Consider the following 25,623-nt stretch of genomic DNA (forward strand, 5'->3'; position numbering starts at 1 on the left):
ACGGGTCAGCGCGCGCGAAAACTCGTCGTCCCCGCAGCCCGCCACAGCGTCCACAGCGTCGCGAGGCGCGAGCGGGAGCGCGGCTGAAACGGATCGTCGCGGGGTCCGGCCCGCGCGAGGTCGCGCCGGACCAGCGCGAGCGGCAGCAGAACCGGCCGCACGGCCGGTGGCGCCTGACGCGCCAGCTCGAGGGTGTGATCGAGATGCTGCCGGGCCTGCCCGCGCAGGTCCATGATCACCTCCTGGATCGCCGGCGACGCCTTGCCGGAGAACATCTCCTCCTGGCCGACGCCATGCCGCGCGAGAAGATCGAGCGGGACATAGAGCTGCCGGTGGGCCGCATCGCGCGGCAGCGCCGCGATCACCTGGAGCAACCCTTGCGCGATGCCGGCATGGTGCGCGAGATGATCGGCGTCCGCAAACGGCGGCGCAATGATCTGCGCGGCCAGCGCGAACAGCGCGCCACGCGTGTCGCCGAGATAGCCGTCTAGCGCCGCCATCGTCGGCATCGGATCGTTGTAGAGATCGAACTGATGCTCATCGACCAGGCGCGTCAGCCGCTCGACCGGAAGCGCGAAGCGCTGCACGGTGAGCAGCAATTCGGCCGCAACGGGATTTCCCTCCGCGCCGCCATGTTCGTGACCCGTCAGCGTGTCGTGCCACCACTGCAGGCGGACTTCGCCCGGCAGCGGCTGCGACACGAGATCTCGAATGCGGCTGACTTCGACGTTGAATGCGTACAGCGACAACAGCGCACGCCGGGGCTCGGGCGACATGAACAGCGTCGAGGCGTAGCGGTCGAAATCGTGCTCGCGGACAAGGCCTGCACAGAACGCGGCGTCGCTGTTGGCGGTCGTCTCGCTCATGGGACGGCGATGAGCGCTGCCGCAACCCGGCGCCGCTCGCCGATCATGACGTTGTAGGTGCGAATCGCGGGGCCGGTCTGCATCGCATCGAGCACGACGTTCACGCCACGCAGGGCCGCGCGCAGCGGTGCCGGCGCAATCCAGACTTCGTTTCCGGTGCCGATGATGAGCGTGTCGATCCTGTTCGCCGCATCAAAAACGCGCTGCAACGAATAGCGGTCGATCTGATCGGGCTGGATGACGTCCCAGGCCCAGATCGAGTCGGGCAGGCACAGCAGCGAGCCGCGATGCGACATGCCGGCAAAGGCGAAGCCGCCTTTGCCATAACCGTCGATCGGCGCGGACCGCGGGAAATGCGGGGCGTCAGTTGCCATGCGAGACCAACATCTCAACCCCGATCCGGGTCCAACGGCTGATCAGGGCTTCTTTTTCGGCTCGTCGATCTGATCACCCCGAACGGTTCCGACGCCGAGATAGATCAGGATCGGCGCGGCGATGAAGATCGAGGTGTAGGTGCCGACCAGCACCACGCCGAACATCATCACCGCGGTGAAGCTGTGGATCGCCGGGCCGCCGAACAAGAGCAATGCCAGCAGCGCCAGGGTCACCGTGACGTGCGTGATGATCGAGCGCGACAAGGTCGAGTTGATCGATTCGTTGAGCAGCTGCGGCATCGGCATCTTCTTGTAGCGCCGCAGCATCTCGCGGATACGGTCGTAGATGACGACGGTGTCGTTGAGCGAATAGCCGAGAATGGTCAGCAGCGCCGCGATGCTGGTGAGGTCGAAATCGACCTGGCTGATCGACATGAAGCCGATCGTCAACACGATGTCGTGGACGTTGGCGATCATGGCACCGAGCGCGAACTGCCATTCGAACCGGAACCAGAGATAGATCAGGATCGAGATGATCGCGAGCATCAGGCCGAGCATGCCGACGGCCAGGAACTCGCCGGAAACGCGCGGCCCCACCACCTCGACCCGGCGATACTCTACGGAATCGCCGATCGCCGCCTTCACCTTGTTCGCGGCCTCCTGCTGCGCGGCGTCGCCGCCCGGCTGTTCGGCAATTCGGATCAGAACCGATGCATCGGCCGCAGTGCCGAACTGCTGCAGCTGCACCTCGCCCAGACCGAGGGTCGCCAGCGTCGCGCGCATCCCCGCAATGTCGGCGGTGCCGGACTTGGCCCGCACCTCGAGCAAAGTGCCGCCGCGGAAATCGATGCCGAGGTTCAAGCCATGGGTGAAGAACAGCACGATGGCGAGGATCGACAGCGCCGCAGAAATCGGAAAGCTGATGCGGCGGAACTGCGTGAAATCGAAATGCGTGTCGTCGGGAACGATGCGCAGCGACGGCAGCAGGCCGAGCGCGCTGACCACCGTCAGCACCGCGATCAGGATGCCAAGCCCGATGAGAACCCAGTGTGTCACAGTAGCTCCTAGATTGGCACGCTTTGCGGCCGCTTCCACCGCACCCACCCCGCGACGATCAGACGGGTGAGCGTGAAGGCGGTGAAGACCGTGGTGAGGATGCCGATGCCCAAGGTCACGGCGAAGCCGCGCACGGGGCCGGTGCCGATATAGAACAGCACGGCGGCGGCGATGAAGGTGGTGATGTTGGAGTCGAGAATGGTCGCCAATGCGCGCTTGAAGCCGGCGTCGATCGCCGAGATCGCATTGCGGCCGCCGCGCAGCTCCTCGCGGATGCGCTCATAGATCAGCACGTTGGAGTCCACGGCGATGCCGACCGTCAGCACGATGCCGGCGATGCCCGGCAAGGTCAGCGTGGCATTGAGCAGCGACAGCACGCCGAAGATCATCGCGACGTTCACCACCACGGCGATGTTGGCGAACACGCCGAACAGCCGGTAGGTCAGCAGCATGAACACGATGACGAGGATCGAGCCGACATAGGAGGCGAGCTCGCCCTTGGCGATCGAGTCCGCACCGAGGCCCGGACCGACGGTGCGCTCCTCGATGACCGTCAGCGGCGCGGGCAGCGCGCCGGCGCGCAGCAGGATCGCGAGCTCGTTGGCGGACTGCACGGTGAAATTGCCGGAGATCTGGCCCGAGCCGCCAGTGATCGGCTCGCGGATGACCGGCGCCGAGATCACCTTGTTGTCGAGGACGATGGCGAACGGCTGCCCGACATTCTCGGTGGTGGCTTGCGCAAACTTGCGCGAGCCGGCCGAGTTGAAGCGGAAGGTGACGATCGGCTCGTTGGTGCGCTGGTCGAAGCCGGTCTGCGCATCGGAGAGATCACCGCCGGAGACAAGCACCTGCTTCTTCACGACATAGGGCTGGTTGGGTGGCGATGCGCTCTGGAGCACCTCGGAATCCGGCGGCACCCGCCCCTGCACCGCCTGATCCGCCGGCACCGAGGTATCGACCATCCGGAATTCCATCTTGGCCGTGCGCCCGAGCAGGTTCTTGAGCTGCGTCGGATCCTGCAAGCCCGGCACCTGCACCAGGATGCGATCGTTGCCCTGGCGCTGGATCACGGGCTCGACGGTGCCGAGCTCGTTGACGCGGCGCTCGACGATCTGCATCGACTGCTCGATGGTCTGGCGGATGCGTTCGGTGATGGCCGCCGGCGGGATCGTCAGCCGGACCAGTCCGCCGCCGGCATCGCTGACTTCGAGGCTGCGCTGGCCGCTGGAGCCGAGCAGCCCGCCGAGCGGCTGCGAGAGATCGCGCAGCTTGGAGATCGCAGTTCCCGTGTCGCTTTCCTTGGTGATCCGGACCTCGACCCCATCACCCCGGCTCACCAATCCGGTGTAGCCGATCTTGGCATCGCGCAGCGTACGGCGAACGTCGTCGCGCACGGCATCGAGCCGCTCCTTCTTGATGTAGTTGGAGTCGACCTCGAGCAGCAGATAGGAGCCGCCCTGCAGGTCGAGGCCGAGCACCAGCCGGCGCTGCGCCCAGGCCGGCCAGGTCTTGACCGTCGCTTCGGAGAAGAAGTTGGGCACCGCGCACAGGCACACGACGAGCGCCGTGAGAATGATGCCCAGCGCCTTCCACCGCGTGAAATACAACATGGAGGTTGTCCGTAAGGGCCGTAGCCGGCCCGGAAAATCAGAACATCACAAAGAGCGAAGGCCGGCGTTCAACCGGCCAAGTCGGCGATCAGCTCGCTGCCTTCTCGTCCTTCTTGTCGTCCTTTGCGTCTGCCTTCGCGGGCTCGCCCTTGGTGCGGACGCCCGTGATCATCTGGCGCATCTGGCGCACGCGCACGCCGTCGGCGATCTCGAACTCGACCTGGTCGTCGTCGACGACCTTGGTCACCTTGCCGACCAGGCCGCCCTGGGTCACGATGGTGTCGCCGCGGCGGACGTTCTTGACGAGATCGGCGTGCTCTTTGACCTTCTTCTGCTGCGGCCGCAGGATCAGGAAATACATGATCACGAAGATCAGCGCGAACGGCAGCAGCGACATCAGCATGCTGTTGGTGTCGCCAGCGCCGGCGGCCTGGGCATAGGCAGGGGTGATCAGCATGTGGTCGATCCTCGTGGGCAGCGCCCGGTGAGACGGGAATAGCCGGCGAACCACGCTTGTCTCGGCGCGGGCCGGCCTCTTGCGAATTTCGCGCGGAATATAGCGGCAGCAGTCCCAATAGCAAGGCGCCCCGCCCCTTCATTTCGCCCCGCTTGCGGCAGCCGGCGAGGCCCGATATGGCTGCCCCATCAGGAACTTGCAGCATGTCGAAAAAACCAGCCAGAGCCTCGTCCCGCGCCCCCGCCAAAAACGCCCTCAGACCGCTCGCCAAAGGCCCCCGGCCTGCAGCGCAAAAGCCACCAAAGATCGCGGCAAAACGTCCCGCCGGCCCCGCCTCCGATGATACGGCTGACCGGATTGCCCGTGCGCTGGAAGCAATTGCCGCGCATCTGGCGACAACCCATGCGGGTGCCACGCCCGCGCTGGACCTGAACGCGGCCGACGCCTTCGTCTGGCATCCGAACGGCCGGCTCTCGACGGTGCCGCGCGTCAGCCGTGTCGAGATCGACCTGCTCAAGGGCATCGACCGGATGCGCGACATCCTGATCGAGAACACCGAGCGCTTCGCCAACGGCCTGCCGGCCAACAACGCCTTGTTGTGGGGCGCGCGCGGCATGGGCAAATCATCGCTGGTGAAGGCCGCCCATGCCAGCATCAACGTCACGCGCAAGCCCGCCGACCGGCTGAAACTGATCGAGATTCACCGCGAGGACATCGAGAGCCTGCCGGCGCTGATGGACATCCTGCGTGCCGCGCCGTTCCACTTCATCGTGTTCTGCGACGACCTGTCGTTCGACGGCAATGATGCGTCCTACAAATCGCTGAAAGCCGTGCTCGAAGGCGGCATCGAGGGACGCCCGGAGAACGTCATTCTCTACGCCACCTCCAACCGGCGCCATCTGTTGGCCCGCGACATGATCGAGAACGAGCGCTCCACCGCGATCAATCCGGGCGAAGCGGTCGAGGAAAAGGTCTCGCTGTCCGACCGTTTCGGCCTATGGCTCGGCTTCCACCGCTGCAGCCAGGACGAATACCTCGCGATGGTCAAAGGCTATTGCAGCCATTTCGACGTCGCAGTCGCCGAGGATCAGTTGGAGCGCGAGGCGCTGGAATGGGCCACGACGCGCGGCTCGCGCTCGGGCCGCGTCGCGTGGCAGTTCACGCAAGATCTGGCGGGCCGCCTCGGCGTGCGGCTGACAACGCAAAAAGCCGCGCAGTAATCTGCGCGGCCCTGTGTCGTCCACGATTGCGTGGGGTCAAACGACCGGACCTCACGCCCCGTTGAGGAATTGCAGCGGGTCAACCGGAGACGATCCCTTGCGGATCTCGAAGTGGAGCTGCGGCGATCCGACTTCTCCCGATTGACCCGACTTGGCAATGACCTGGCCGCGCTTGATCGGATCACCGCGCTTCACCATCAGCTCACTCGCATGGGCATATGCGGTGACATAGCCGTTGGAATGCCGCACCAGGACCAGATTGCCATAACCCTTCAATTCATTGCCGGCGTAAGCGACGACGCCATCTTCGGCCGCCTTCACCGGGGTGCCCTCGGGCACGGCGATGTTGATGCCATCGTTGGACTTGCCGTTGGTCTTGGCGCCGTAGCTGGTGATCACCTTGCCGCGCGCCGGCCAGCGGAAGGTCGGCAGCGAGCTGGTGGTCTCGGCCGGCCGTGCCGGCTCCTCCTCCTTCTCGGGCGCCGGATTGGCCTGGGCCAGGCGGGCGGTCTGGACCGGACCGGCGGCCGTCGCGACCCGCGTTGTCGGCGCTGGCGCCGGCACGGTCGCAACCGCCTGGGGAACGGTTGCGACCGGAGCCACCGGCGCAGCTGCCGCCACGGCCCTGCCAGGGACGGTCAGCCTGGTCCCGAGCTTGAGCGGCGAAGCCTGATCGAGATTGTTGGCGCGGGCGAGCTCAGCCGCCGTCAGATGATTCTGGCGGGCGATGCTGGCGAGTGTCTCGCCGCGGTTGACGAAATGGACGGTGGACGGTGCGACGGCCGCCACCGGCTTCGGCGCGACCATTGGCGCGGCGGCAACGGGCTGGGCCGCGGGCGCAGCCACCACCGCGCCAGGATGCGGAATGATCAGCTGCTGGCCTGGCGACAACGCGCGCGGGCCCTTGTAGCCGTTGGCAGCCAGGATCTCAGCCGGCGTCACGCGGTAGCGCTTGGCAAGGATGTCGAGCGTATCGCTGGTGCCGACGATGATCTTGGTGCCACTGGCAGGACGCGCGGCCGCGACCGAACGCGGCGGCACGGTGCCGGTGGTCTCGAGGCGCGGCTGGGCCGGCGGAGCATAGGAATGCGCGGGCTGTGCATAGGCCGGGGGTGCGGCGACGGCGGGCGCCGCGACCGGGACCGCAGCGGGTGGCGCATAGGACGCGACGCCGCGCCCGCCCGACGACATGCCTCCGGCGCCGCCACCGGTCGGATAGGATTGCGGAGCCCCGACCGCCGGGGGCGGCAGCGCCGAGGACGAATAGGCAGGCGCCGGCGCGGGAGCCGGCGTGTAGGACTGGCTGTATTGCTGGTGCTGCCGGGGCGGCTGCGCCTGCACCGACCCGGTGGAATCGGATGCAAAGGGGTTTGAAAACGGATTTTGCGTCTGCGACAGCCGCGTCGACATGTCGGCGCTGCAGCCGGCGACGCCGAACGACATCAGCGCCAACGCCGCAACTTGCGGCAGGCGGCGCGAGCGAAGCAACTCGACAGTGGCGGGCATGGTTACTCACTCGTACGCAACAAACAACGAATTCGAGTAAACACAGCCGCGGTAAATAAGCGCTTAAGCCGCGAATAAAGCGTTGTGCGGCCTGCTGATCCGCACGTTTAAAGTTCGCGCGCAATCCCCGGAATTGCCGGCACAAATCGCACGTCGACGAGCTCCTTTCGGTCGAAACGATCACCCGTCCGCGTGCTCCTGACGAGCGTCTGCACCCCGTGTTGCGGCCCGACCGGCGCGATCAGGATACCGTCCGGCTCCAGCCGGTCGAGCAGGCTCTGGGGAATCTCGTCCATCGCCGCCGTTACGATGATGCGGTCGAATTGGCCGCCCCCCGGCGGCAGCGCGTAGCCATCGCCGAGCATGACCTCGACATTGAAGCAGCCGAGCTTCTCCAACCGTTCCCTGGCCTTGTCGGCCAATGTCCGGAAGCGCTCCACCGTCAGGACGTTGGTGGCCAGCCTGGACAGAATCGCGGCCTGGTATCCTGACCCCGTCCCGATTTCGAGTACACGATGGGACTTCTGCAGCTTGAGCTGCTCGGTCATGTAGGCGACGACGAAGGGCTGGCTGATGGTCTGCCCACAGGCGATCGCCATCGCGCTGTCGCGATAGGCCTCCGGGCGGTCGGCCGGCAGAACGAACTCCTCCCGCGGCACCTCTTCCATCGCGCGCAACACCGCCTGATCGCTGATCCCCCGCCGACGCAGGGTCAGCTGAAACATCATTTTCTCGGGAGGAGCAGCTGGGGGCATCGGGATGTCGGTTGGTGGGCTCGTGCGCAATTTACCTGCCGGGCGAGGGTTGCGCACCGATTTTCCGCACACCCGTCGCAACCGGATGCACCGTCATGGTCCCGACGACGGACCGCGTTCCGCACAAGGAACCAAGTCGGGTCCGGTTCGTTCACTTTATGGGCGATCGTGCCCACGCCGCACGACCGTGAAAGACGACATTGTTGACGTTGCGCCATAAGCCGTTATTTGCGAGCGTCAAATCGGGTATGGGCAAGGACTGACATCATGACTGCACCGCGGCCGCCGCGCGGCTCTGTGTTTTTGGTTGAAGACGAAGTCATGATCCGAATGATGGTCGCCGACATGCTGGAAGAGCTCGGCTACACCGTCGCGGCCGAAGCCGGCGAAATCGGCGAAGCGATGCGGCTGGCCGAGAGCACCTATTTCGACGTCGCCATTCTCGACGTCAACGTCAACGGCAAGGTCATCTCGCCGGTGGCCGATCTCATCAAGGCGCGCAACCGTCCCTTCATCTTCGCAACCGGCTACGGCTCGTCGGGGTTGCCGGAAGAATATCGCGACCGGCCGGCCCTGCAGAAGCCATTCCAGCTCGAGACGCTCGGAAAGGCGATCGACCATGCCCTGCGTGGCGCTGGGCCACAGGGGTAGAAGGCGCTTCAGCCGAGAATGTCGCTGAGCTTGCCGGAGAACGCCTCGTCCGTGCGATCCAGGCGAAGCGGGGTCACTGATACGTAGCGCGCCGCGAGAGCTGCGAGGTCCGTCCCCTCGTCGGGCACATCGAGCGCGGCAGCCCGGTCGAAGCCGATCCAGAAATAGGGGTTGCCGCGGCCGTCGCGCCGCTCATCGACTTTCAAGAAGCCCAGATTGCGCTTGCCCTGGCGGGTGACCACGACGCCCCTGACCTCTTCCGGTGCACAGGCGGGGAAGTTGACGTTGATCACTGTATTCCTCGGCACGCCGGCTTCGAGCACCTTGCGCACGATCTGCGGGCCGAATTTGAGCGCGGTGTCCCAAGACGGCTTGTCACGCGTTGCGACGCTGAATTCCTGCGACAGGGCAAACGACGGCAGACCGAGAATGGTGCCTTCGAGCGCGCCGGCGATGGTGCCCGAATAGACCACGTCCTCGGCAACGTTGCGGCCCTTGTTGACGCCGGACAGCACCACGTCGGGCAGCTTCGCCCCCAGGATATGACGGGATCCCATGATGACGCAGTCGGTCGGCGTGCCGCGCACCGCGAAATGCCGCGGGCCGACCTCACGCAGCCGCAGGGGGTCATTGAGCGAGAGTGAATGGGACACGCCGCTCTGGTCCAGTTCGGGAGCCACGATCCAGACGTCGTCGGACAGGGCGCGTCCGATCTCCTCGATCACCTTGAGACCCGGCGCATGGATTCCGTCGTCATTGGTGCAGAGAATCCGCATGGCCAACCTTCCGTCCCTCCGAAAGCATCGTTCGGGGGTGTCTTATCTGCTGTGCAGCATCGAGGCAAACCTGAGCGCGCTGCGGCACCACCCGGTCAATGCCGGATCCGCCACTGCGGCAGGAACCTGGCGAACTGCCCTCGCGTGCCCAGCCTCAACGGTAGGCTGGATGTGCCGGATCCGCCGGGTGCCTGCTGGACAGGAGGCGCCGGCACCGCTGAAGGCTCCGTCCGCGGCACTGCCGCAAACCGGACCCGCGCGACACTCAACGCCTTCTCGAAGTCGACGGGGTTGAACCAAGCCTGATCGCGCAGCGAGTCGTGCAGGCCCTCGTCCCAGACCCTTGAGGATTCGATATCGAACGCTCCCTTCAGGCGCTGATCGACCGCCTGGATGCCGGAGCCGGTGACGGCCCATTGCCGCCCGATCCAGAAAATATCCCGATGCAGAGCCATGATGCCGGTATCTGAAAAGCAATTGCTGAACAGAACCGAGGATACGACCCGCCGGCGCGTACGCAATGGCGGCGACCTGAGCGGATGCAATTTGCCGCGACGCTATGGCTCCGCGGCCACCACCTTGAGGCCGCCCATATAAGGCTGCAGCACGTCGGGAATCGCGATCGAGCCGTCGGCCTGCTGATAGGTCTCCATGACCGCGATCAGCGCACGGCCGACAGCCGTGCCCGAACCGTTCAATGTGTGCACGAAGCGCGGCTTGCCATCGCTTCCGCGATAGCGTGCATCCATGCGGCGCGCCTGGAAGTCGCCGCACACCGAACAGCTGGAGATCTCGCGGAAGGCGCCGCCATCGCCCTGCCCGGGCATCCAGACCTCGATGTCGTAGGTCTTCTGCGAGGAGAAGCCCATGTCGCCGGTGCACAGCGTGATGACTCGATAGTGCAGATCGAGCCGGCGCAGCACTTCCTCGGCGCAGGCCAGCATGCGCTCATGCTCGTCCTTGCTGGTCTCCGGCGTCGTGATCGAGACCAGCTCGACCTTGGTGAACTGATGCTGACGGATCATGCCGCGGGTGTCGCGGCCGGCGGCGCCCGCCTCGGCGCGAAAGCACGGCGTCAGCGCCGTGAGCCGCATCGGCAACTCCTTCTCATCGACGATGGACTCGCGCACCAGGTTGGTCAGGGCCACCTCGGCAGTTGGGATGAGACCCAGCCGCTCGGTCTTGAGGCGATCATCCGGCTCTGCAATCAGCTCGCCCTTCACGGCCCAGAACTGGTCGTCCTCGAATTTCGGCAATTGGCCGGTACCGAACATGACGTCGTTGCGTACCAGCAGCGGCGGATTGATCTCGGTGTAGCCGTGCTCATTGGTATGAAGATCGAGCATGAACTGCCCGAGCGCGCGCTCGAGCCGCGCCAGGCCCCTCTTCAGCACGACGAAGCGCGCGCCCGACAGCTTCGCAGCCGATTCGAAGTCCATGGTGCCAAGAGCCGCACCGAGATCATCATGCGGCTTCGGCGCGAAGGCGTAGTTGCGCCGGGCGCCGAACATGTGGCGCTCGACATTGTCGTGCTCGTCCTTGCCGTCCGGCACCTCGTCGAGCGGCAAATTGGGAATCGCCGAGAGCTCGCGCGCCAGCTCCTCATCCGCCTGCTTCGCGGCTGCCTCCAGCTCCGGCATGGTGGTCTTGAGCTTGGCGACCTCCTCCATCAGCGCCGATGCGCGCGCGTCATCCTTGGCCTTCTTGGCCTCGCCGATTTCCTTGGAGGCGGCGTTGCGCCGGGCCTGGGCCTGCTCGGAGGCCAGGATCGCCGCGCGCCGCCGCTCGTCGATGGCGAGCAGATGCGACGACAGCGGTGCCAGACCCCGGCGCGTCAGCGCCACATCGAAACCTTGCGGATTGTCACGGATCGATCTGATGTCGTGCATGGTCGTTCGGTCCTGGGAACGAAGAGTATCGGCGAGTCGCCTGGGCTCGCGGGCCGGCCTGCACTACCGCGAATGGCGCCGGATGGGAACAGGCAACGCCCTGGGATGTCCCCGAGCGCAACCGTTCTATTCGGAAGGGTCGGCCGGGAGATTCCCCGAGCCGGACGACGAGCCGGACTTGGCCGCAGCCGCCTGCTTCTCGACGATGCCGACCGCGATGATCGCGCCCTCGTAGAGCGCCAGCAGCGGCAGCGCCAGCGAGGCCTGGCTGAGCACGTCCGGCGGCGTAAGCACGGCCGCGATGATGAAGGCGATCACGATGAAATAGCGCCGCTTCTCCTTCAGCATCTGCGAGGTGACGATACCGATGCGGCCGAGCAGGGTCAGGATGACCGGGAGCTGGAACGCGATGCCGAAGGCGAAGATCAGCGACATCATCAGCGACAGATATTCACCGACCTTGGGCATCAGCGCGATTTGCGCCGTCTCGGGGCCGCCGAGCTGCTGCATGCCCAGTGAGAAGCGCACGATCATCGGCCACACCGCAAAATAGACCAGCATGGCGCCAAGCACGAAGAAGACGGGGGTCGCTATCAAGTAGGGTAGGAAAGCATTGCGTTCGTGGCGATACAGCCCCGGCGCCACGAACTTGTAGATCTGCGTCGCGATGATCGGGAACGAGATGAAACCAGCGCCGAACATCGCGAGCTTCAACTGCGTGATGAAATATTCGAGCAGCTGGGTGTAGATGAACTTGCTGTTCTCGGCACCTGCGACCCAGACGAACGGCAGCACCAGGATGTTGTAGATCTGCTTGGCGAAAAAGAAGCAGAAGATGAAGGCCACGCCGAAGCCGAGCAGCGCCTTGATCAGCCGCGATCGCAGCTCGATCAAGTGGTCCATCAACGGGGCCTTGCTGGCCTCGATATCTTCGACGGTCATGACGCTTTGGCGTCCTTCAGGCGGTCAGCTTCTGCTGACGCAGACATTTCAGGCTGCGGCTCGGGTTTGATTTCACGGACGATCGCCAGCGGCTCGCCCACGGATTGATGGACTTCAGCCTCTGCGAAGGTCTCGGCCACTGGAGGTTCGGGGGTGGTCGGGGTCATCACAGGAGGCTCGGGCGAAGCAGCAGCCACATCCGATGCGGGCGCCGGCTCGGCGGGCTTGTCGATCCCCTCGATATCGAGAGCCTTGTCGACGTCGCGCTGCAACGAGGAGATCACCCCGGTCGGGGTGAAACCGCTGGCCGCCTCGCGGACCTCATCGAAACTCTTCTTGAGGTCGGCCATCTCCGCTTCGCGCATCGCCTCCTGGAACTGGCCCTGGAACTCCGAGGCCATCCGGCGCGCCTTGCCGATCCATTGCCCGACCATGCGCAGGACGCCCGGAAGCTCCTTGGGACCGATCGCGATCAACGCGACGACCCCAATGACGAGTAGCTCACTCCAGCCGATATCGAACATGAAACAATCCGCCTACGCGACGACGCCTCTGATCCCGCCTGTCCGGGCCTGTTGTCTGAACAGGTCCCCGGTGCCGTCCCTGCGGGAGCGCGCCGCCGGCGCCTTTCACGCGCAGATCAAACGGCTTTGCTGCCGACATCCGTGCGGGTGGCCGAAGGCGTGGCGCCGTGATCGATCGACTTGACGGGCTCGGTCTTCTCCGGCGCCTTGTCGTCGTCCTGCATGCCCTTCTTGAACGCCTTGATGCCCTGCGCGACGTCGCCCATCAGATCGGAAATCTTGCCGCGCCCGAACAACAGCAGGACGACCGCGATCACGACGATCCAGTGCCAAATGCTAAGCGAACCCATCCTGCAACCCTCCAAACACCGGCGCAGCCTTCACCCGACTGCCCGTCGACGCTACCGCCGAAACCGCGTCATATCCACGGACTTGGCCGCGACACTTCGCTTCTAGCATTCGATTGCGAAACATCAACACGAACGCGGCGCATCAGCCGAAAACCGCCCGCGGACAGCCCGATCTGGCCGGAAGGTAGGCGCCAACGCCCCCAAAAACAAGCACTTAAGGTCCGACAATTCGCGGCCGGACCTACGTAATAACGCGAGTGTTAACAGCCCCGGCCGCTAGCTTTGGTGCGGCGAGCCGTCGTCGTCGGTATCGCGGTCGTGCGCGTCATCGGCCGCGTCGATCTCCTCATCCGCCGCGTCGACCTCGGCCTCGGCCTCTGCCTCGTCGTCTGCCTGAGCGTCAGCGTCGGCAGACAGCTCGACGAGCTCGATAACGGCCTCGTCGTCCGGCCCGACCTCGATCTGCTCGACGGCCAAGTCCACCTCGGTGATCTCGGTTTCCGCATCGGCGCCCGGCAGTTCCAGATCGCCAACGGCGACCTGCGACGAGGTGTCGTCCCGAACGGCGGCCTCAGCGGTCGCCATCTGGCCTTCGGCGACCTCGGCCGCAGCCGTGTCGGCTGCGACCGTTTCCATCTCGGCCGTTTCGTCTTCGGCGGCTTCGGCCTCGCCAGGCTCGGCCTCCACCGCCGGCGCAAGCGCCAGGTCGAGATCGCCCGGATCCAGCGGCTCCTCGTCCTCCCGCAGCGTCGGATCGTCCGATGGCGTCGGGACGGTGAAGCCGGTCGGCAGCCGGGAATCCAGCAGGCCGGTTCCCTTCAGCTCTTCCAGGCCAGGCAGATCGCCCAGGGTCTCCAGGCTGAACTGAGCCAGGAACGCATCGGTGGTTCCGAAGGTCAACGGACGGCCCGGCGTCTTGCGGCGCCCCCGCGGCTTGATCCAGCCCGTCTCCAGCAGAACGTCCAGCGTTCCCTTGGAGGTGACGACGCCGCGGATCTCTTCGATCTCGGCACGCGTCACCGGCTGGTGATAGGCAACGATGGCCAGAACTTCGATCGCCGCGCGCGACAGCTTGCGCGTCTCGGTGCTCTCGCGCGTCATCAGCCAGGCGAGGTCGCCGGCGGTACGGAAGGTCCACTTGTTGGCGACGCGCACGAGATTGACGCCGCGATTGGCGTACTCCGCCTGCAGCTGCGCCAGTGCGGCCTTGATGTCGACACCTTCAGGCATACGCTTGGCGAGCGCAGCCTGCTCAAGCGGCTCGGCCGAGGCAAACAGGAGAGCCTCGAGGATGCGCAACTCTTCGGGGCGCGCTACAGGCTCGATCGCGATCTCGTCGGGCTCTTCCATGCGCAGTTCCGCCAAGCTTGCCATGGCAGGGTCTCCTTGTTCGTTACTCAACCGTCAAGTCCGGCGCAGCCATGGCGCCTGGCTGGATCGGTGGACGCTTACGAAAGTACAGCGGCGCGAACGCCTGCTTCTGGTTCAGCTCGAGCTTGCCTTCGCGAACCAGCTCGAGCACGGCCGCAAAGCTCGATGCGAAGACGGTGGCCTTCTGTGCAGGCTCGACGACGTAGTCCAGCAGGTAGTCGTCGAGACATCCCCAATCGTCCGAGACCTCGGTCATGCCGACCAGACGCTCGAGCGAGGCGCGGGCCTCGGCAAGCGACCAGACCGTGCGCTTGGCCATATGAACGGACGTGACGACCCGCGACTGCCGCTGGATGGCATAGGCCGACAGCAGGTCGAACAGGGTCGCGGTGAACTTGGGACGACGGACCTCCGCTATGGCCTCCGGGTTGCCGCGCGGGAACACGTCACGCTGGAACTGGGGCCGGTTCATCAGGCGATTGGCGGCTTCGCGGATCGCCTCCAGCCGGCGCAGCCGGTTGGCAAGTGCCGTGGCCATCTCCTCGGCGCTCGGACCTTCCTGCGCTGGCGGCTCGGGCAACAGGAGACGCGACTTCAGAAAAGCGAGCCAGGCCGCCATCACGAGATAGTCGGCGGCGAGCTCCAGCCGGATCTTGCGGGCAGCCTCGATGAACTGGAGATATTGGTCGGCGAGCGCCAGGATGGAGATCTTGGCAAGGTCGACCTTCTGCTGCCGCGCCAGCGCGAGCAGCAGGTCGAGCGGGCCCTCGTAGCCCTCGACGTCGACGACCAACGCCGGTTCGGCCTCGGCCAGCTCCGTCGTGGGACGGCCGGTTTCAAACGACAGAATTTCAGCGGTCATGCGCTAGCGGATCCCAGCCGGTTGATCAAGGCGTCGAGCTCGCCGCGCGCGGCGTCACGATCGAAGCCTGTAGGTGCCTTGCGCGCCGCAAGCGCGCGATCGGCGCGGATCAGAGCCTGCCCTTCAAGCTCAGGCGTCTCGGCGGCCACGGCCTGCATCTCGTCGAGCTTGCCGTTGCAATGCAGAACCATGTCGCAGCCAGCCGCCACGATCGCACGCGTGCGCTCAGCGATCGATCCGGCCAACGCGTTCATGGAAACGTCATCACTCATCAACAAACCCTGGAACCCGATCCGTTTGCGAATCACCCGTTCGACCATTGTCGCAGAAGTCGTGGCCGGATGGGCGGCGTCGATCGCCCTAAACACAACATGTGCAGTCATCGCCATCGGGAGGTCGGCCAGCGGCCTGAACGCGGCGAAATCGGTTGCGTCGAGTTCCGCTTCTGGCGCGTCCACGGTCGGCAGCCGGAAATGGGTGTCGGCGGTGGCCCGGCCATGCCCCGGAATGTGCTTCAGCACCGGCAGCACGCCGCCCTGCTCCAGCCCCTCCGTCACCGCCCGGGCGATCGCCGCCACCTTTTCTGGCGTCGTGCCATAGGCTCGATCCCCGATCACGGCATCGGCGCCGGCGACAGGGACGTCGGCGAGCGGCAGGCAATCCACAGTGATGCCGAGCGCGAGCAGGTCGTCGGCGATCAGGCGAGCGCTGAGCCAGGCGGCACGGAGGCCTGCGGCCGAATCAAGGTCGTAGAGACGGTCGAACACCACGCCGGCGGGATAGGCCGGCCAATGCGGCGGCCCCAGCCGCTGCACCCGGCCCCCCTCTTGGTCGATCAGGACCGGAGCGTCGGCGCGGCCGACGCAGGCCCTTAATTCCTCAACCAGCGCAGTCACTTGGGCGGGCGACTGGACGTTACGTTTGAACAGGATGAAGCCCCAGGGCCTGAACTCGCCGATGAACGCGCGCTCGGCGTCGGTGAGATCAGGCCCGGAGATGCCGGTAATGAAAGCCCGCATGGTCATGCGGGCCGCATAGACCCCGCCTCGGGGGCGGTCAAGCAGGCCTTAATTGTTGCTAAACGGGAAACACTGTCCGCCGGCAGTTTTCAACGATCCGCACATCTTGTTGGCCTCTTCCTTCGTCGCGAAGGGCCCGACGGCTGCGCGGTACCTGACGCCGCCCTTCTCACCCAGATCCATCCGCTTGATGATCGGCTCATATTTGCCCAGCACGGCGCCGTACTTGTCCTGCACCGCCTTGTAGGACGACATCGCCTCCGCCTCGCTGGCCTGCGACGAGATCGAGACCAGGTAGCCGCCGGTACGATCGGTCTGGGTCTGCTCGGTGACCGGCACGGCCGCGGCGATGCGCGCCGGTGCGGCCGGCTGCGGTGTCAGCGGCATCGGGCTGTCGTTGGCGGCCGACGCGTTGGCGTTGGCCGGCGACTTTCGGCCCTTCGGCGTCGCCGCCGGCTTGGTTGCAGGCGTCGCCGGCATCGGCGGATCGGCCGCAGCAGCCTGATTGCCCCCCGTCACGGACAGCGTCTTGATCGGACGCGGATCACTGTTGGGCAAAATGCCGTTGGCGTTGGCCATCTGCGACATCGGGGCCGCCCCGGCGCTGACCGGTGGCGGAGCCGCATTCTGGTTCATCTGCGGGAACACCACGCGCGGATTGCCGCCGCGGGCGTTCAGATCCATCGGCGTCTCCTCGCGGGACACCAGCTTCTCGCCGCCGTCATTGCCGAGCAGACGATCCGGCACCTTCGGCGTCGGATCCTGCTGGGCCATGATCTTGGTCGGACTGTTGTCGGCGCGAATGATCGGCGGCTCGCCGGTACGGCCGGACGAGATGTAGGTCTTGTAGCCGTAGGCGCCGCCGGTGCCGACCACCGCAAGGGTCAGCACGGCGAGCACGGTGCTCATTCCGCTGCGCCGCCGCGGCCGCTCCTCTTCCTCGCCCTCGTCGTAACCGTCCTGATAGCCGTATTGGCCGTCCTGGAAATCGTTGTCGCCCTGAAACCCCTGCTGTCCCGAGCCCATCTGCCCGAACAGCGCATCGTCATAGCGCGAGGAGTCCGGCTCGTTGTCGTCGAAGCCGTTGTCGCGGTTGTAGTCGCGGTCATTCTCGGCGAACCCGTGGCGCGATTCCCCGACGCTGTAGTCGAGCTTGGACAACTGATCGGCGAACTCCGCGTTCGGATAACCCTGCTGCTGCCGGGGAGCGGGCGCGGGCGCGAAATCCTGGTCCGGGAAACCCGGCTGGCCGCGCGGATCCTGATAGCCCGCCGGAAAGGCCGGCGGTGCAGGCGCCGGCTGCGGCGGCTCGCGGCCGATGTCGGCGAAGGGGTTGGCGGCGGCAGGCTGGGCACGTTGCATCCAGGCCGGAGCGCCGGCCGGAGGCATGCCGGGAACCGGCTGTTCCGGCGCGGGCGCCGCGGGGCGCGCCATCGGACGCGGTTGAGATTGCGGAGTTGCCCGGCCCGAGGCGGCAAAAGGATCGTTCTGCCCGATCAGGCGAGCGAGTTCGGCGAGCGGATCGGCATCGGCCTGCTGGTTTCCACCACGGCCAAAACCATCAGCGGGAAAGGGTCTGTCCTGGTAACGATCAGCCATCGTGATGAAGCGTCCCTGCGGGTGAGCCGCATATGCGTCCTAAGGCGGACCCTGCCAGATTGAGGCCCCCAACTGAAGTCGTGTGTTTCCCCCAATCAGCGCATTGCATCAGGAGCATTAACGCCCAAGATCGCAAGTCCCGACGCCAGAACCGAGACGACGCCCTGAACCATGGCCAAACGTGCCTTGGTCAATTCTGCATCATCATCGATAATGAAGCGTAAATAGGGCAAATCCCGCCCCCGCGTCCAGAGGGCGTGAAATTCGCTTGCAAGTTCATACAGGTAGAAGGCGATCCGGTGCGGCTCATGCGCCAGCGCTGCGCTCTCCACCGTACGTGGGTACAGTGCCAGGCGTTTCAAGAGGTCGTGTTCGGCCGAGTCGGAGAGTTTTTCGAGGTTGGCCTCGCGGAGGAACGCTAACCGCGCCCCCTCGTCCTCCGGCAGGTCCTGGAGGCTCTCCCGCGCATTGCGGAAGATCGAATGCCCCCGCGCGTGGCCATACTGGACATAGAACACGGGATTGTCGCGCGACTGCTCGATGACCTTGGCGAGGTCGAAATCGAGCACGGCGTCGTTCTTGCGGTAGAGCATCATGAAACGGACCGCATCACGCCCCACTTCATCAACAACTTCCCGCAAGGTGACGAAGTCGCCGGAGCGCTTCGACATCTTCACCGGCTCGCCATTGCGCAACAGCTTGACGAGCTGCACGACCTTGACGTCGAGCACGGCCTGTCCGGCCGTCACCGCTTTCACCGCCGCCTGCATGCGCTTGATGTAGCCGCCGTGATCGGCGCCGAATACATCGATGAGATCAGTGAAACCACGCTCGTATTTGTTCCGATGATTAGCAATATCGGAGGCAAAATAGGTATAGGAGCCGTCCGACTTGACGAGTGGACGATCTACGTCATCGCCGTAAGAAGTCGCCCGAAATAGGGTTTGATTGCGATCCTCCCAATCATCGGGCAATGCCCCCTTGGGAGGAGGCAGCCTTCCCTCGTAGATTAACCCTCGATCCTTAAGATCTTTAAGCGTTTGGCCAATATAGTCTGGCTGTCCTAAGGAGGCCGGCATCGAGCTCGCACCAAATGTCGCCGTCCTGGTCTCGCTTGTGAGCGGGCCCGTTTCTTTTAGCTTCTGTTGAGCCAAGTAGGCCCGAATCCCTCTGTGTCCCTTAGGGCTTAGAGAGTACGCTTCCTTAGCAAAATAGAACGTTGGTCGACCGTCTGGCGCCGTAAACTTCACAGCCCCTTCGAGAAGCGCCTTTTCCGAGAAAAAGACATCAAAGGTGATGTTGAGCTTTTTCAAATCCTCAAGAATCTGAACAAGCATCTCCTCAAGAGCTGCTTGTCTCACGATTGGCAGCCAGTCGGTGTCCTGTATCCTTGTCAGCTTGTCGCCATAGTCGTCGGCGAGAGCCTTACCAACAGGTTTTAGATAGTCGCCAGGATACAAGCCGTCTGGAATTGTGCCGATTTCCTCGCCGAGGGCTTCGCGATATCTAAGAAACGCAGAGCGTGCGAGCACGTCAACTTGGGCCCCCGCATCATTGATATAGTATTCGCGCGTAACATCGCGGCCAGCGAACTCCAGCAAGCTGCAAAGAGCGTCGCCGAACACGGCGCCACGGCAATGGCCAACATGCATCGGCCCGGTCGGGTTGGCCGAGACGTATTCGACGTTAACCTTCGGCGCCCCTGGGACAGGTGCTATACGCCCGTAATTGACACCTTCACGCAATATCTTCCGAAGTTCGTCCGTCCAAACGAAGGACTTCAGCGTCAAGTTTACGAAGCCTGGCCCAGCTACATCAACTTTCTCGATCCGGCTATCTATCCGCAGAAGCTCATCCGCAAATCGGCCTGCAAGCTCCCGAGGGCTTTTGCCTGCCTGTTTAGCAAGCACGATCGCACTGTTCGTTGCTATGTCTCCATGGGCCGGATCTTTGGTCGGCTCTACCACGACCTTCGACTGGTCAACGTTCTTAGGGAGAAAACCAACGTCAACCAACGCCGCGTTGGCGGACGCGACGCTACTGCCTATCGTGATGAAGAGGTGCTGATGTTTTTGGGTCATGCTACCGCCGCCTAACGCAAATCCGGAGTCGAGTCAAAAAGCCGGTGGTGCTCGGTTAAGGCGAAACGGTCCGTCATTCCGGCGATAAAATGGCCGATGCGGCGAGCCCGATCGCCCTCGCCGTCGCAACCGTCCAGCCAGCCAGCGGGCAGCGCCGAACCGTCCTCATGGTAGCGGCCGTACAGGTCGGCGACGATGCGCTCGGCGTCGCGCATCACCCGCATCACCCGCTCATGGCGGTACATCCGCTGCCAGAGGAACCCCTTGATCGTCGCCTCGTGCTCGGCGACATCGGCCGGAAACGCCACCAGCGGCCCGCTATGCCGCCTGATGTCGTGAGGCGACATCGGCTGCGCCCGCGCGATCCGGCGCTCGGCCTCGGCCGCTACGGCTGCGATCAGGTAGGAGATCAGCTCGCGCACCAGCTCGGCGCCGCGCCGGATCGGATCGAGCGCCGGATATTGGCGGTCGATCTCGGCGATCATCGCGGCCAGCAGCGGAATCTCCTTGAGGTCGTCGACCGTGAACAGGCCGGCCCGCAGCCCGTCGTCGATGTCGTGGGCGTCATAGGCGATGTCGTCCGCGAGCGCCGCGACCTGGGCCTCGAGCGAGGCGTAGCTCCACAGCTCCAGGTCGAACCGGGTATTGAACTCGGCGATTCCCGGCGGGATCGGCTCCTGCAACGGCCCGTTGTGCTTGACGATGCCCTCGAGCGATTCCCAGGTCAGGTTGAGTCCGTCGAAATCCGGGTAGCGCTGCTCGAACGACGTGACGATGCGCAATGTCTGGGCATTGTGGTCGAAGCCGCCATGGTCCGCCATGCAGCGGTTCAGCGCGCGCTCGCCGGCATGGCCGAACGGCGGATGGCCGAGATCATGCGCCAAGGCCAGCGTCTCCGTCAGGTCCTCGTCGAGGCCGAACTGCCGGGCCAGCGCGCGGGCGATCTGGGCCACTTCCAAAGAATGGGTCAGGCGGGTGCGGTAGTGGTCGCCTTCGTGGAAGACGAACACCTGGGTCTTGTGCTTCAGCCGGCGGAAGGCGGTCGAATGGATGACACGGTCGCAATCCCTACGGAACGCGCTGCGGGTCCGGGACGGCGGCTCGGCGAACAGGCGGCCCCGGCTGCGATCGGGATCGCAGGAATAGGGAGCGCGGGGGGCAGCCATTCCGACCGACACGGGCGATTGTTCCTTTTGCGGTTTGATTCCTCGGCGGAGCCCACTTAACTATGGGGAGCGCCCGGCACCAAATGAATAGGGCATGACGCGCTACCTCGGAGACCTCCTGCCATGACTGATGCCTCGACCGGCCCCGTCACCATCAGCGAACGCGCCGCCCGCCGCATCGGAGAGATCCTCGGCAAGGAGAGCGCCGGCGCGATGCTGCGCATCTCGGTCGAAGGCGGCGGCTGCTCCGGCTTCCAGTACAAGTTCGACATCGACCGCGCCAAGGCCGACGACGATCTCGTCATCGAGCGCGATCGTGCGGTCGTGCTGGTCGATCCGGCCTCGGTGCCGTTCCTCGCCGGCTCGGAGGTCGATTTCGTCGACGACCTGATGGGCGCCTCGTTCCGGGTCAATAATCCCAACGCCACCGCCTCCTGCGGCTGCGGCACCAGCTTCTCGGTCTAGCGTCCCCTCGTTGTCGGCTCAGGCCTCCGCCGTCGCAGCCGGGACATCGGACGGCGCAAGCGCCGGCGCCTCGACGTTTGGCGCGGGCGTTCCGATCGCCTTCAGCATTGCCGCCACCATGGCCGGCTTGCGCAACGGCTTGGCCAGAAAGTCGGTCATGCCGGCCTCGCGGCATTGCTTGATGTCGTCCGGGAAGGCGTTCGCGGTCAGCGCGATGATCGGCAGCTCGGCGAGCCGTCCACCCTTGGCCCGGATGGCCCGGGTCGCGGCGATGCCGTCCATCTCCGGCATGCGAACGTCCATCAGCACGAGGTCGAACTCCTGTTCGTCGGCCGCCTTCACCGCCTGCAGGCCATCCGGAACGATGCATTTGTCGACCGGGAACTCCTGCAGCATCTTCGACACAACCATGCGGTTGGTGGCGTCGTCCTCGGCGATCAGCACGCGCAAGGGACGGCCGAGCGCCTCGATCCGTGCCTTGAGGTCGCCGGCGCCGACCCGGTCGCCGCGCTGATCGGACACCTGCTTGTCGCTCCACGGCAAGGTCAGGCTGAAGCGGAAGGTCGAGCCTTCGCCCTGCACCGACGACACCGCGATGACCCCGCCCATCTGCTCGATGATCCGCCGGGAGATCGCCAGCCCGAGCCCGGTGCCCCCGAAGCGGCGGTTGATCGAGGCATCGGCCTGGGCGAAATCCGTGAACAGCTTGCCGACCCGATCGGCGGGAATGCCGATGCCGGTGTCGGAGACGCGCCACTCGATCGTCGCCCTGTGGTCGTCGCGCGTGCGGCAGGCCACGGCGATGGTGATGCCCCCCTGTTCGGTGAACTTCACCGCGTTGGAGGCCAGATTGATCAGCACCTGACGAATGCGCGCCACGTCGCCCTTGAGCGCCGGCGGCAGCTTCGGATCGATGTCCGCTTTGACCAGCAGGCTCTTCGATTTCGCGTTGACGCCCATGATGGCGGTGACCGCCTCGACCAGCGCCGCCGGCGAGAAATCCACCGTCTCGAATTCGAGCTTGCCGGCGTTGAGCTTGGACAAATCGAGGATGTCGTTGAGGATGCGCTGCAGGTTGTCGCCGGACTCGCGGATCGTCATGACCGCGTGACGCTGCTCGTCGTCGAGCTTCGTCTCCAGCAAGGTCGAGGCGAGCCCGAGCACGCCGTTCATCGGGGTGCGGATCTCGTGGCTCATCATCGCGAGGAAGTCGGATTTGGCACGGCTTTCGGCTTCCGCCTGCTCGGCCCGCCAGCGCTCGGTGACGTCGCGGCCGAAGCCGCGATAGCCTGCGAACTTGCCCTCATGGTCCCGCGCCGGCCGCGCCGTCAGCGCCCAACGGCGGCGCTCGCCGCCAGCCACCACGACATGGATCAGAATCTCCGGGATCGACAGCCGCTGCGCCATCCGATCGGCCAACGTCTTGAGCGTCGCCGTATCGGTCGGGCAGAGATATTTCAGCGTATCGATCAGCCGCTCGCCCTTGAGCTGATCGAGCGGAAGCTGGGCCACGTCGGCGAAGCGCTGCGGCGCGTCGATCAGACGGCCCTCGGCATCGGTCTGCCACAGCCAGCTCGCGGCGTTCTCCTGGAATTCCTTCAGGAGCAGCGAGATCGTCTCGTTCTGGCGCTCGTGCCGGATCTGCGCCTTCAGGTTCTCCAGGAACACGTTGCCGTGCGACACCAGGTGCCGCACCATGAACGACGTGTAGAGCAGCAGAAACACGACGAGCACGAGATAGGTCGCGCCGCCGCACAGAAACAGCGAGCCCACCGAGGCGAGCATCAAGGTCCAGGTGTAGGCGAGACCAGCCCGCGGCACGCTCGACATCGCGAACGCGCCACCGGAGATCATCCCGGTCATCAGCGAACCCACGATGATCTGCAGATGCGGATCGACCTGCGGCATCACGATCAGCGGCAGCGATCCCCAGATCGTCGCCAAGAAGAACGCCTGCAGCGTCATCCGGGAGATGGCGCGCTCGGACGCCTCCTGCGGCCGCGACTTGCGCGCGCGCCACCAGCCGCGCAGCGCCATGCCGCCGGCCACCGCGATCGCGGCGCCCCACGCGATGAGAAAGAGATTGGAGACGGTGTTCCAGAACACGCCAAGAATGATGGCCGCGTTGGCGAAATTGATGCCGATGGTCACGGGGACGAGGCGCGCGACGGCATCGACCTGCCGCGCCCGGATGCGCCGGCGATCGCGCTCGGTGAGCGCTTCGTCGTCGAGACCCTCGATGGCGCCGAAGCCGCCGATCCAAAGGAAGAACGCGCCCAGCGGACTGGCGCTTGCGGTTCGCTTCGAACTCGTGGGATCCCCAGGCCAATTCATGAGGGCGCGATGCTTTCCTTGTGGTCCCTTGCCATGCCTGATCGGCTGCTTCAGCCGCGTTAATTGTTCCGCCCGTAGAATTACGGAACCTCCGAATGCGCGCGCTGGCAGCGCCGGATGCAACTCATCGTTCCCGCGGCACGATGTGCCCGAGTCATGATCGTCCGTTTCCCCCTCGTTCAGGTCGAGGGCGCAGGGAATGCCGGGTGCTGGCCGCAACCCATGGCCCGCCTGCAGAAAGAAAGCAGGCGGCAGTCACCACAGGTCCAGCCGGTCAACCGGCATTCCCTGCACGACGGCTCTACGCCTTATACGCATTCTCCCCGGGGACCGGGCTGTCTTGCCCCCGTGACCGGCGGATCATCGTCACCACCGGCGTGGCCTCAGCGTCGGGAGACCAGGACCATGCGATTTCGGCGTGCGCCCTGTGCCGTTCGTCCGCACGGCATCACGCCATGCTGCGGCCCACGACGCCCATCGCATCCCACCCCGCGTGTCGTGACGATCGCGATACGCCCCTCGTGCCGGGGCGGGACGGCGACATAGGAGCATGAATTCTGTAAAAGCGAAACCACGATATTTTTCGCACCGGGACTGGACAGGGCAAATCAGCTTGAAGGCGCTCGTGAAATCAATCTCTCGGCGCACGCTATTCGACGCCGGCTGCGCCCAATTGGCATCGCCAACATGGGTCATGCGGTGGATCGATTTGCCCGACGTGCACGCGGGATCGCAATCACCACGTCGTTGTTCGCTGATCCCTCACAGCACCGCGCCGGAGGCGTAGGCACTGGCCCAATGCGGAAAACCGTTTTCGGCGGCACGCGCCGCCGCGTGATCCCAGTCATAGGTCAGCGCCAGCAGCTCGGCCTGCCAATGTCCGCGTCGCTCGGTCAGAACCGCATAGCGCGCGTGCGGCGAGCGATGTTCGAGCTGGGCTGCGATCGGGATGTCGCCGAACACCGGGCAGCCGACGCTGCCGGGGTTGATCACCAGCGGCCCACGGGGCACCTGCACCACCGCCTGCCGATGGCTGTGGCCGCACAGCACCAGCGTGGCGCCGCCGATGTTGGTGAGCCGTGAGATGAGCACGTCGCGACGCGCCGGGACGTAGCGGCCATCGTCCAGCATCTCTTCGAGCAGGAGGGCACAGTCATCGTCTGGCGTGCCATGCACAGCGAGGATGCCATGCTCCAGCGCGATCCGCGCCGGCAGGGCATGCAACACACGGCGCTGTTCAGCGGTCAGCGCGACCTGCGCGAAGCGGCCGGCCGGCGACAACTTCTCCTCCGGCCATTCCTCGATCCAGCGGTCATGATTGCCGCGCACCGTGGGCAGCGTCACGGATTGCAGCAGATCGAACGTCTCCCGCGGCCACAGCGGGCTGGTCACGCAGTCGCCAAGATTGACCGTGGCGTCGACACCGCGCATCTTGATGTCCGCGAACACCGCCTCCAGCGCCGGCAGATTGCCATGCACGTCGGAAATCACAGCCAGCCGCATTGTCGCCCCCTCGCAGTCCCGTCTCTCTTCAGTCGCTTGAGGTAGAACTCTAGCATCCTCGTCATTGCGAGCGAAGCGAAGCAACCCAGAGTCCTTGGCGGCCCTGGATTGCTTCGCTTCGCTCGCAACGACGGTGGAGACGCCGGATGGACTAAAGCGCGGCGCCTCCTCGCTCCGTCTATACTGCAGCGGAGGCGGTGGCCTCGGCGCTCACGACGCTGAGGCGTCGCTGCGCGTCTTCAGCTCC

General features: G+C 65.2%; 24 protein-coding genes. 3 read left to right on the top strand and 21 right to left on the bottom strand.

What is annotated here, in order from left to right:
- Window positions 1-5: 5 nt before the first annotated feature.
- From QX073_RS07495 to yajC, 5 genes are all read right to left on the bottom strand, one after another.
- Entirely contained in the window at window positions 6-866 is an 861-nt protein-coding gene (locus QX073_RS07495; protein ID WP_316225519.1) for a phytoene/squalene synthase family protein, read from the bottom strand.
- Window positions 863-1,240 (bottom strand): Mth938-like domain-containing protein, encoded by a 378-nt coding sequence (locus tag QX073_RS07500; protein ID WP_315711727.1) that lies wholly within the window; start codon window positions 1,238-1,240, stop codon window positions 863-865. Before QX073_RS07500 ends, QX073_RS07495 begins: the two co-directional genes overlap by 4 nt.
- A gap of 42 nt (window positions 1,241-1,282) precedes the next feature.
- Window positions 1,283-2,296, bottom strand: a complete 1,014-nt coding sequence (secF, locus tag QX073_RS07505) for a protein translocase subunit SecF (protein WP_316170173.1) — start codon at window positions 2,294-2,296, stop codon at window positions 1,283-1,285.
- 8 nt (window positions 2,297-2,304) lie between these two features.
- Window positions 2,305-3,906: a protein translocase subunit SecD gene (secD, locus tag QX073_RS07510; RefSeq protein WP_315711724.1), complete on the bottom strand. Its 1,602-nt coding sequence runs from the start codon at window positions 3,904-3,906 to the stop codon at window positions 2,305-2,307.
- An 88-nt stretch (window positions 3,907-3,994) separates the two neighbouring features.
- Window positions 3,995-4,363, bottom strand: a complete 369-nt coding sequence (gene yajC / locus QX073_RS07515) for a preprotein translocase subunit YajC (protein WP_006614336.1) — start codon at window positions 4,361-4,363, stop codon at window positions 3,995-3,997.
- Between the two features lie 203 nt (window positions 4,364-4,566).
- On the opposite strand from yajC, the gene QX073_RS07520 reads away from it, so the two are divergent.
- Window positions 4,567-5,583: an ATP-binding protein gene (locus QX073_RS07520; RefSeq protein WP_316225520.1), complete on the top strand. Its 1,017-nt coding sequence runs from the start codon at window positions 4,567-4,569 to the stop codon at window positions 5,581-5,583.
- Between the two features lie 51 nt (window positions 5,584-5,634).
- On the opposite strand, the gene QX073_RS07525 is transcribed toward QX073_RS07520, so the two are convergent.
- Complete coding sequence (locus QX073_RS07525) at window positions 5,635-7,089, bottom strand: LysM peptidoglycan-binding domain-containing M23 family metallopeptidase (RefSeq protein ID WP_315751012.1); 1,455 nt, start codon at window positions 7,087-7,089, stop codon at window positions 5,635-5,637.
- Between the two features lie 107 nt (window positions 7,090-7,196).
- A complete protein-coding gene (locus QX073_RS07530) occupies window positions 7,197-7,844 on the bottom strand; it encodes a protein-L-isoaspartate(D-aspartate) O-methyltransferase (protein ID WP_315712607.1) in 648 nt (215 codons plus the stop codon).
- 267 nt (window positions 7,845-8,111) lie between these two features.
- Here QX073_RS07530 and QX073_RS07535 point away from each other — a divergent pair, with 267 nt between their 5' ends.
- Window positions 8,112-8,495 (top strand): response regulator, encoded by a 384-nt coding sequence (locus QX073_RS07535; protein WP_315711720.1) that lies wholly within the window; start codon window positions 8,112-8,114, stop codon window positions 8,493-8,495.
- Between the two features lie 8 nt (window positions 8,496-8,503).
- Here the strand turns inward: QX073_RS07535 and surE are convergent, their stop codons facing one another.
- The 12 genes from surE to QX073_RS07595 form a co-directional block, all read right to left on the bottom strand.
- The gene (surE, locus tag QX073_RS07540; RefSeq protein ID WP_315751011.1) at window positions 8,504-9,271 is read right to left on the bottom strand and encodes a 5'/3'-nucleotidase SurE; all 768 of its coding nucleotides are present in this window, start codon (window positions 9,269-9,271) and stop codon (window positions 8,504-8,506) included.
- Window positions 9,272-9,366: 95 nt separating this feature from the next.
- Window positions 9,367-9,726 (bottom strand): hypothetical protein, encoded by a 360-nt coding sequence (locus QX073_RS07545; RefSeq protein WP_315751010.1) that lies wholly within the window; start codon window positions 9,724-9,726, stop codon window positions 9,367-9,369.
- Window positions 9,727-9,828: 102 nt separating this feature from the next.
- Window positions 9,829-11,160 (bottom strand): serine--tRNA ligase, encoded by a 1,332-nt coding sequence (serS, locus tag QX073_RS07550; RefSeq protein WP_315751008.1) that lies wholly within the window; start codon window positions 11,158-11,160, stop codon window positions 9,829-9,831.
- Window positions 11,161-11,286: 126 nt separating this feature from the next.
- Window positions 11,287-12,102, bottom strand: a complete 816-nt coding sequence (gene tatC / locus QX073_RS07555) for a twin-arginine translocase subunit TatC (RefSeq protein WP_315751006.1) — start codon at window positions 12,100-12,102, stop codon at window positions 11,287-11,289.
- The gene (gene tatB / locus QX073_RS07560; protein WP_315751004.1) at window positions 12,099-12,626 is read right to left on the bottom strand and encodes a Sec-independent protein translocase protein TatB; all 528 of its coding nucleotides are present in this window, start codon (window positions 12,624-12,626) and stop codon (window positions 12,099-12,101) included. The genes tatC and tatB overlap by 4 nt, the downstream gene beginning before the upstream one ends.
- A gap of 116 nt (window positions 12,627-12,742) precedes the next feature.
- Entirely contained in the window at window positions 12,743-12,976 is a 234-nt protein-coding gene (locus QX073_RS07565) for a twin-arginine translocase TatA/TatE family subunit (RefSeq protein WP_006614346.1), read from the bottom strand.
- A gap of 276 nt (window positions 12,977-13,252) precedes the next feature.
- Window positions 13,253-14,350 (bottom strand): SMC-Scp complex subunit ScpB, encoded by a 1,098-nt coding sequence (scpB, locus tag QX073_RS07570; RefSeq protein WP_316225521.1) that lies wholly within the window; start codon window positions 14,348-14,350, stop codon window positions 13,253-13,255.
- 19 nt (window positions 14,351-14,369) lie between these two features.
- A complete protein-coding gene (locus QX073_RS07575; protein ID WP_315751001.1) occupies window positions 14,370-15,209 on the bottom strand; it encodes a ScpA family protein in 840 nt (279 codons plus the stop codon).
- Window positions 15,206-16,234 carry a beta-N-acetylhexosaminidase gene (gene nagZ / locus QX073_RS07580; protein ID WP_316225522.1) on the bottom strand — a complete coding sequence of 343 codons (1,029 nt, stop codon included), beginning with the start codon at window positions 16,232-16,234 and terminating at the stop codon, window positions 15,206-15,208. Before nagZ ends, QX073_RS07575 begins: the two co-directional genes overlap by 4 nt.
- A gap of 42 nt (window positions 16,235-16,276) precedes the next feature.
- Window positions 16,277-17,827, bottom strand: coding sequence for an SPOR domain-containing protein (locus QX073_RS07585; RefSeq protein ID WP_315750999.1), 1,551 nt, complete (start codon window positions 17,825-17,827; stop codon window positions 16,277-16,279).
- Window positions 17,828-17,922: 95 nt separating this feature from the next.
- A complete protein-coding gene (locus QX073_RS07590) occupies window positions 17,923-19,908 on the bottom strand; it encodes an arginine--tRNA ligase (RefSeq protein ID WP_315827521.1) in 1,986 nt (661 codons plus the stop codon).
- 11 nt (window positions 19,909-19,919) lie between these two features.
- Entirely contained in the window at window positions 19,920-21,086 is a 1,167-nt protein-coding gene (locus tag QX073_RS07595) for a deoxyguanosinetriphosphate triphosphohydrolase (RefSeq protein ID WP_315827520.1), read from the bottom strand.
- 111 nt (window positions 21,087-21,197) lie between these two features.
- Between QX073_RS07595 and erpA the strand changes: the two genes are divergently transcribed.
- Complete coding sequence (erpA, locus tag QX073_RS07600) at window positions 21,198-21,539, top strand: iron-sulfur cluster insertion protein ErpA (RefSeq protein ID WP_315711699.1); 342 nt, start codon at window positions 21,198-21,200, stop codon at window positions 21,537-21,539.
- A gap of 18 nt (window positions 21,540-21,557) precedes the next feature.
- Here the strand turns inward: erpA and QX073_RS07605 are convergent, their stop codons facing one another.
- Both QX073_RS07605 and QX073_RS07610 read right to left on the bottom strand, forming a co-directional pair.
- Window positions 21,558-23,873, bottom strand: coding sequence for an ATP-binding protein (locus QX073_RS07605; protein WP_315827519.1), 2,316 nt, complete (start codon window positions 23,871-23,873; stop codon window positions 21,558-21,560).
- 762 nt (window positions 23,874-24,635) lie between these two features.
- The gene (locus QX073_RS07610) at window positions 24,636-25,376 is read right to left on the bottom strand and encodes a metallophosphoesterase family protein (RefSeq protein WP_315827518.1); all 741 of its coding nucleotides are present in this window, start codon (window positions 25,374-25,376) and stop codon (window positions 24,636-24,638) included.
- Window positions 25,377-25,623: the final 247 nt, after the last annotated feature.

It is taken from the genome of Bradyrhizobium sp. SZCCHNS3052 (assembly GCF_032484495.1).
Taxonomy (GTDB): domain Bacteria; phylum Pseudomonadota; class Alphaproteobacteria; order Rhizobiales; family Xanthobacteraceae; genus Bradyrhizobium.

Coding starts and splice junctions, on each gene's coding strand:
- QX073_RS07495 (WP_316225519.1), bottom strand. CDS start 866: ATGAGCGAGACGACCGCCAACAGCGACGCCGCGTTCTGTGCAGGCCTT.
- QX073_RS07500 (WP_315711727.1), bottom strand. CDS start 1,240: ATGGCAACTGACGCCCCGCATTTCCCGCGGTCCGCGCCGATCGACGGT.
- secD (WP_315711724.1), bottom strand. CDS start 3,906: ATGTTGTATTTCACGCGGTGGAAGGCGCTGGGCATCATTCTCACGGCG.
- yajC (WP_006614336.1), bottom strand. CDS start 4,363: ATGCTGATCACCCCTGCCTATGCCCAGGCCGCCGGCGCTGGCGACACC.
- QX073_RS07520 (WP_316225520.1), top strand. CDS start 4,567: ATGTCGAAAAAACCAGCCAGAGCCTCGTCCCGCGCCCCCGCCAAAAAC.
- QX073_RS07525 (WP_315751012.1), bottom strand. CDS start 7,089: ATGCCCGCCACTGTCGAGTTGCTTCGCTCGCGCCGCCTGCCGCAAGTT.
- QX073_RS07530 (WP_315712607.1), bottom strand. CDS start 7,844: ATGCCCCCAGCTGCTCCTCCCGAGAAAATGATGTTTCAGCTGACCCTG.
- QX073_RS07535 (WP_315711720.1), top strand. CDS start 8,112: ATGACTGCACCGCGGCCGCCGCGCGGCTCTGTGTTTTTGGTTGAAGAC.
- surE (WP_315751011.1), bottom strand. CDS start 9,271: ATGCGGATTCTCTGCACCAATGACGACGGAATCCATGCGCCGGGTCTC.
- QX073_RS07545 (WP_315751010.1), bottom strand. CDS start 9,726: ATGGCTCTGCATCGGGATATTTTCTGGATCGGGCGGCAATGGGCCGTC.
- serS (WP_315751008.1), bottom strand. CDS start 11,160: ATGCACGACATCAGATCGATCCGTGACAATCCGCAAGGTTTCGATGTG.
- tatC (WP_315751006.1), bottom strand. CDS start 12,102: ATGACCGTCGAAGATATCGAGGCCAGCAAGGCCCCGTTGATGGACCAC.
- tatB (WP_315751004.1), bottom strand. CDS start 12,626: ATGTTCGATATCGGCTGGAGTGAGCTACTCGTCATTGGGGTCGTCGCG.
- QX073_RS07565 (WP_006614346.1), bottom strand. CDS start 12,976: ATGGGTTCGCTTAGCATTTGGCACTGGATCGTCGTGATCGCGGTCGTC.
- scpB (WP_316225521.1), bottom strand. CDS start 14,350: ATGGCAAGCTTGGCGGAACTGCGCATGGAAGAGCCCGACGAGATCGCG.
- QX073_RS07575 (WP_315751001.1), bottom strand. CDS start 15,209: ATGACCGCTGAAATTCTGTCGTTTGAAACCGGCCGTCCCACGACGGAG.
- nagZ (WP_316225522.1), bottom strand. CDS start 16,234: ATGACCATGCGGGCTTTCATTACCGGCATCTCCGGGCCTGATCTCACC.
- QX073_RS07585 (WP_315750999.1), bottom strand. CDS start 17,827: ATGGCTGATCGTTACCAGGACAGACCCTTTCCCGCTGATGGTTTTGGC.
- QX073_RS07590 (WP_315827521.1), bottom strand. CDS start 19,908: ATGACCCAAAAACATCAGCACCTCTTCATCACGATAGGCAGTAGCGTC.
- erpA (WP_315711699.1), top strand. CDS start 21,198: ATGACTGATGCCTCGACCGGCCCCGTCACCATCAGCGAACGCGCCGCC.
- QX073_RS07605 (WP_315827519.1), bottom strand. CDS start 23,873: ATGAATTGGCCTGGGGATCCCACGAGTTCGAAGCGAACCGCAAGCGCC.
- QX073_RS07610 (WP_315827518.1), bottom strand. CDS start 25,376: ATGCGGCTGGCTGTGATTTCCGACGTGCATGGCAATCTGCCGGCGCTG.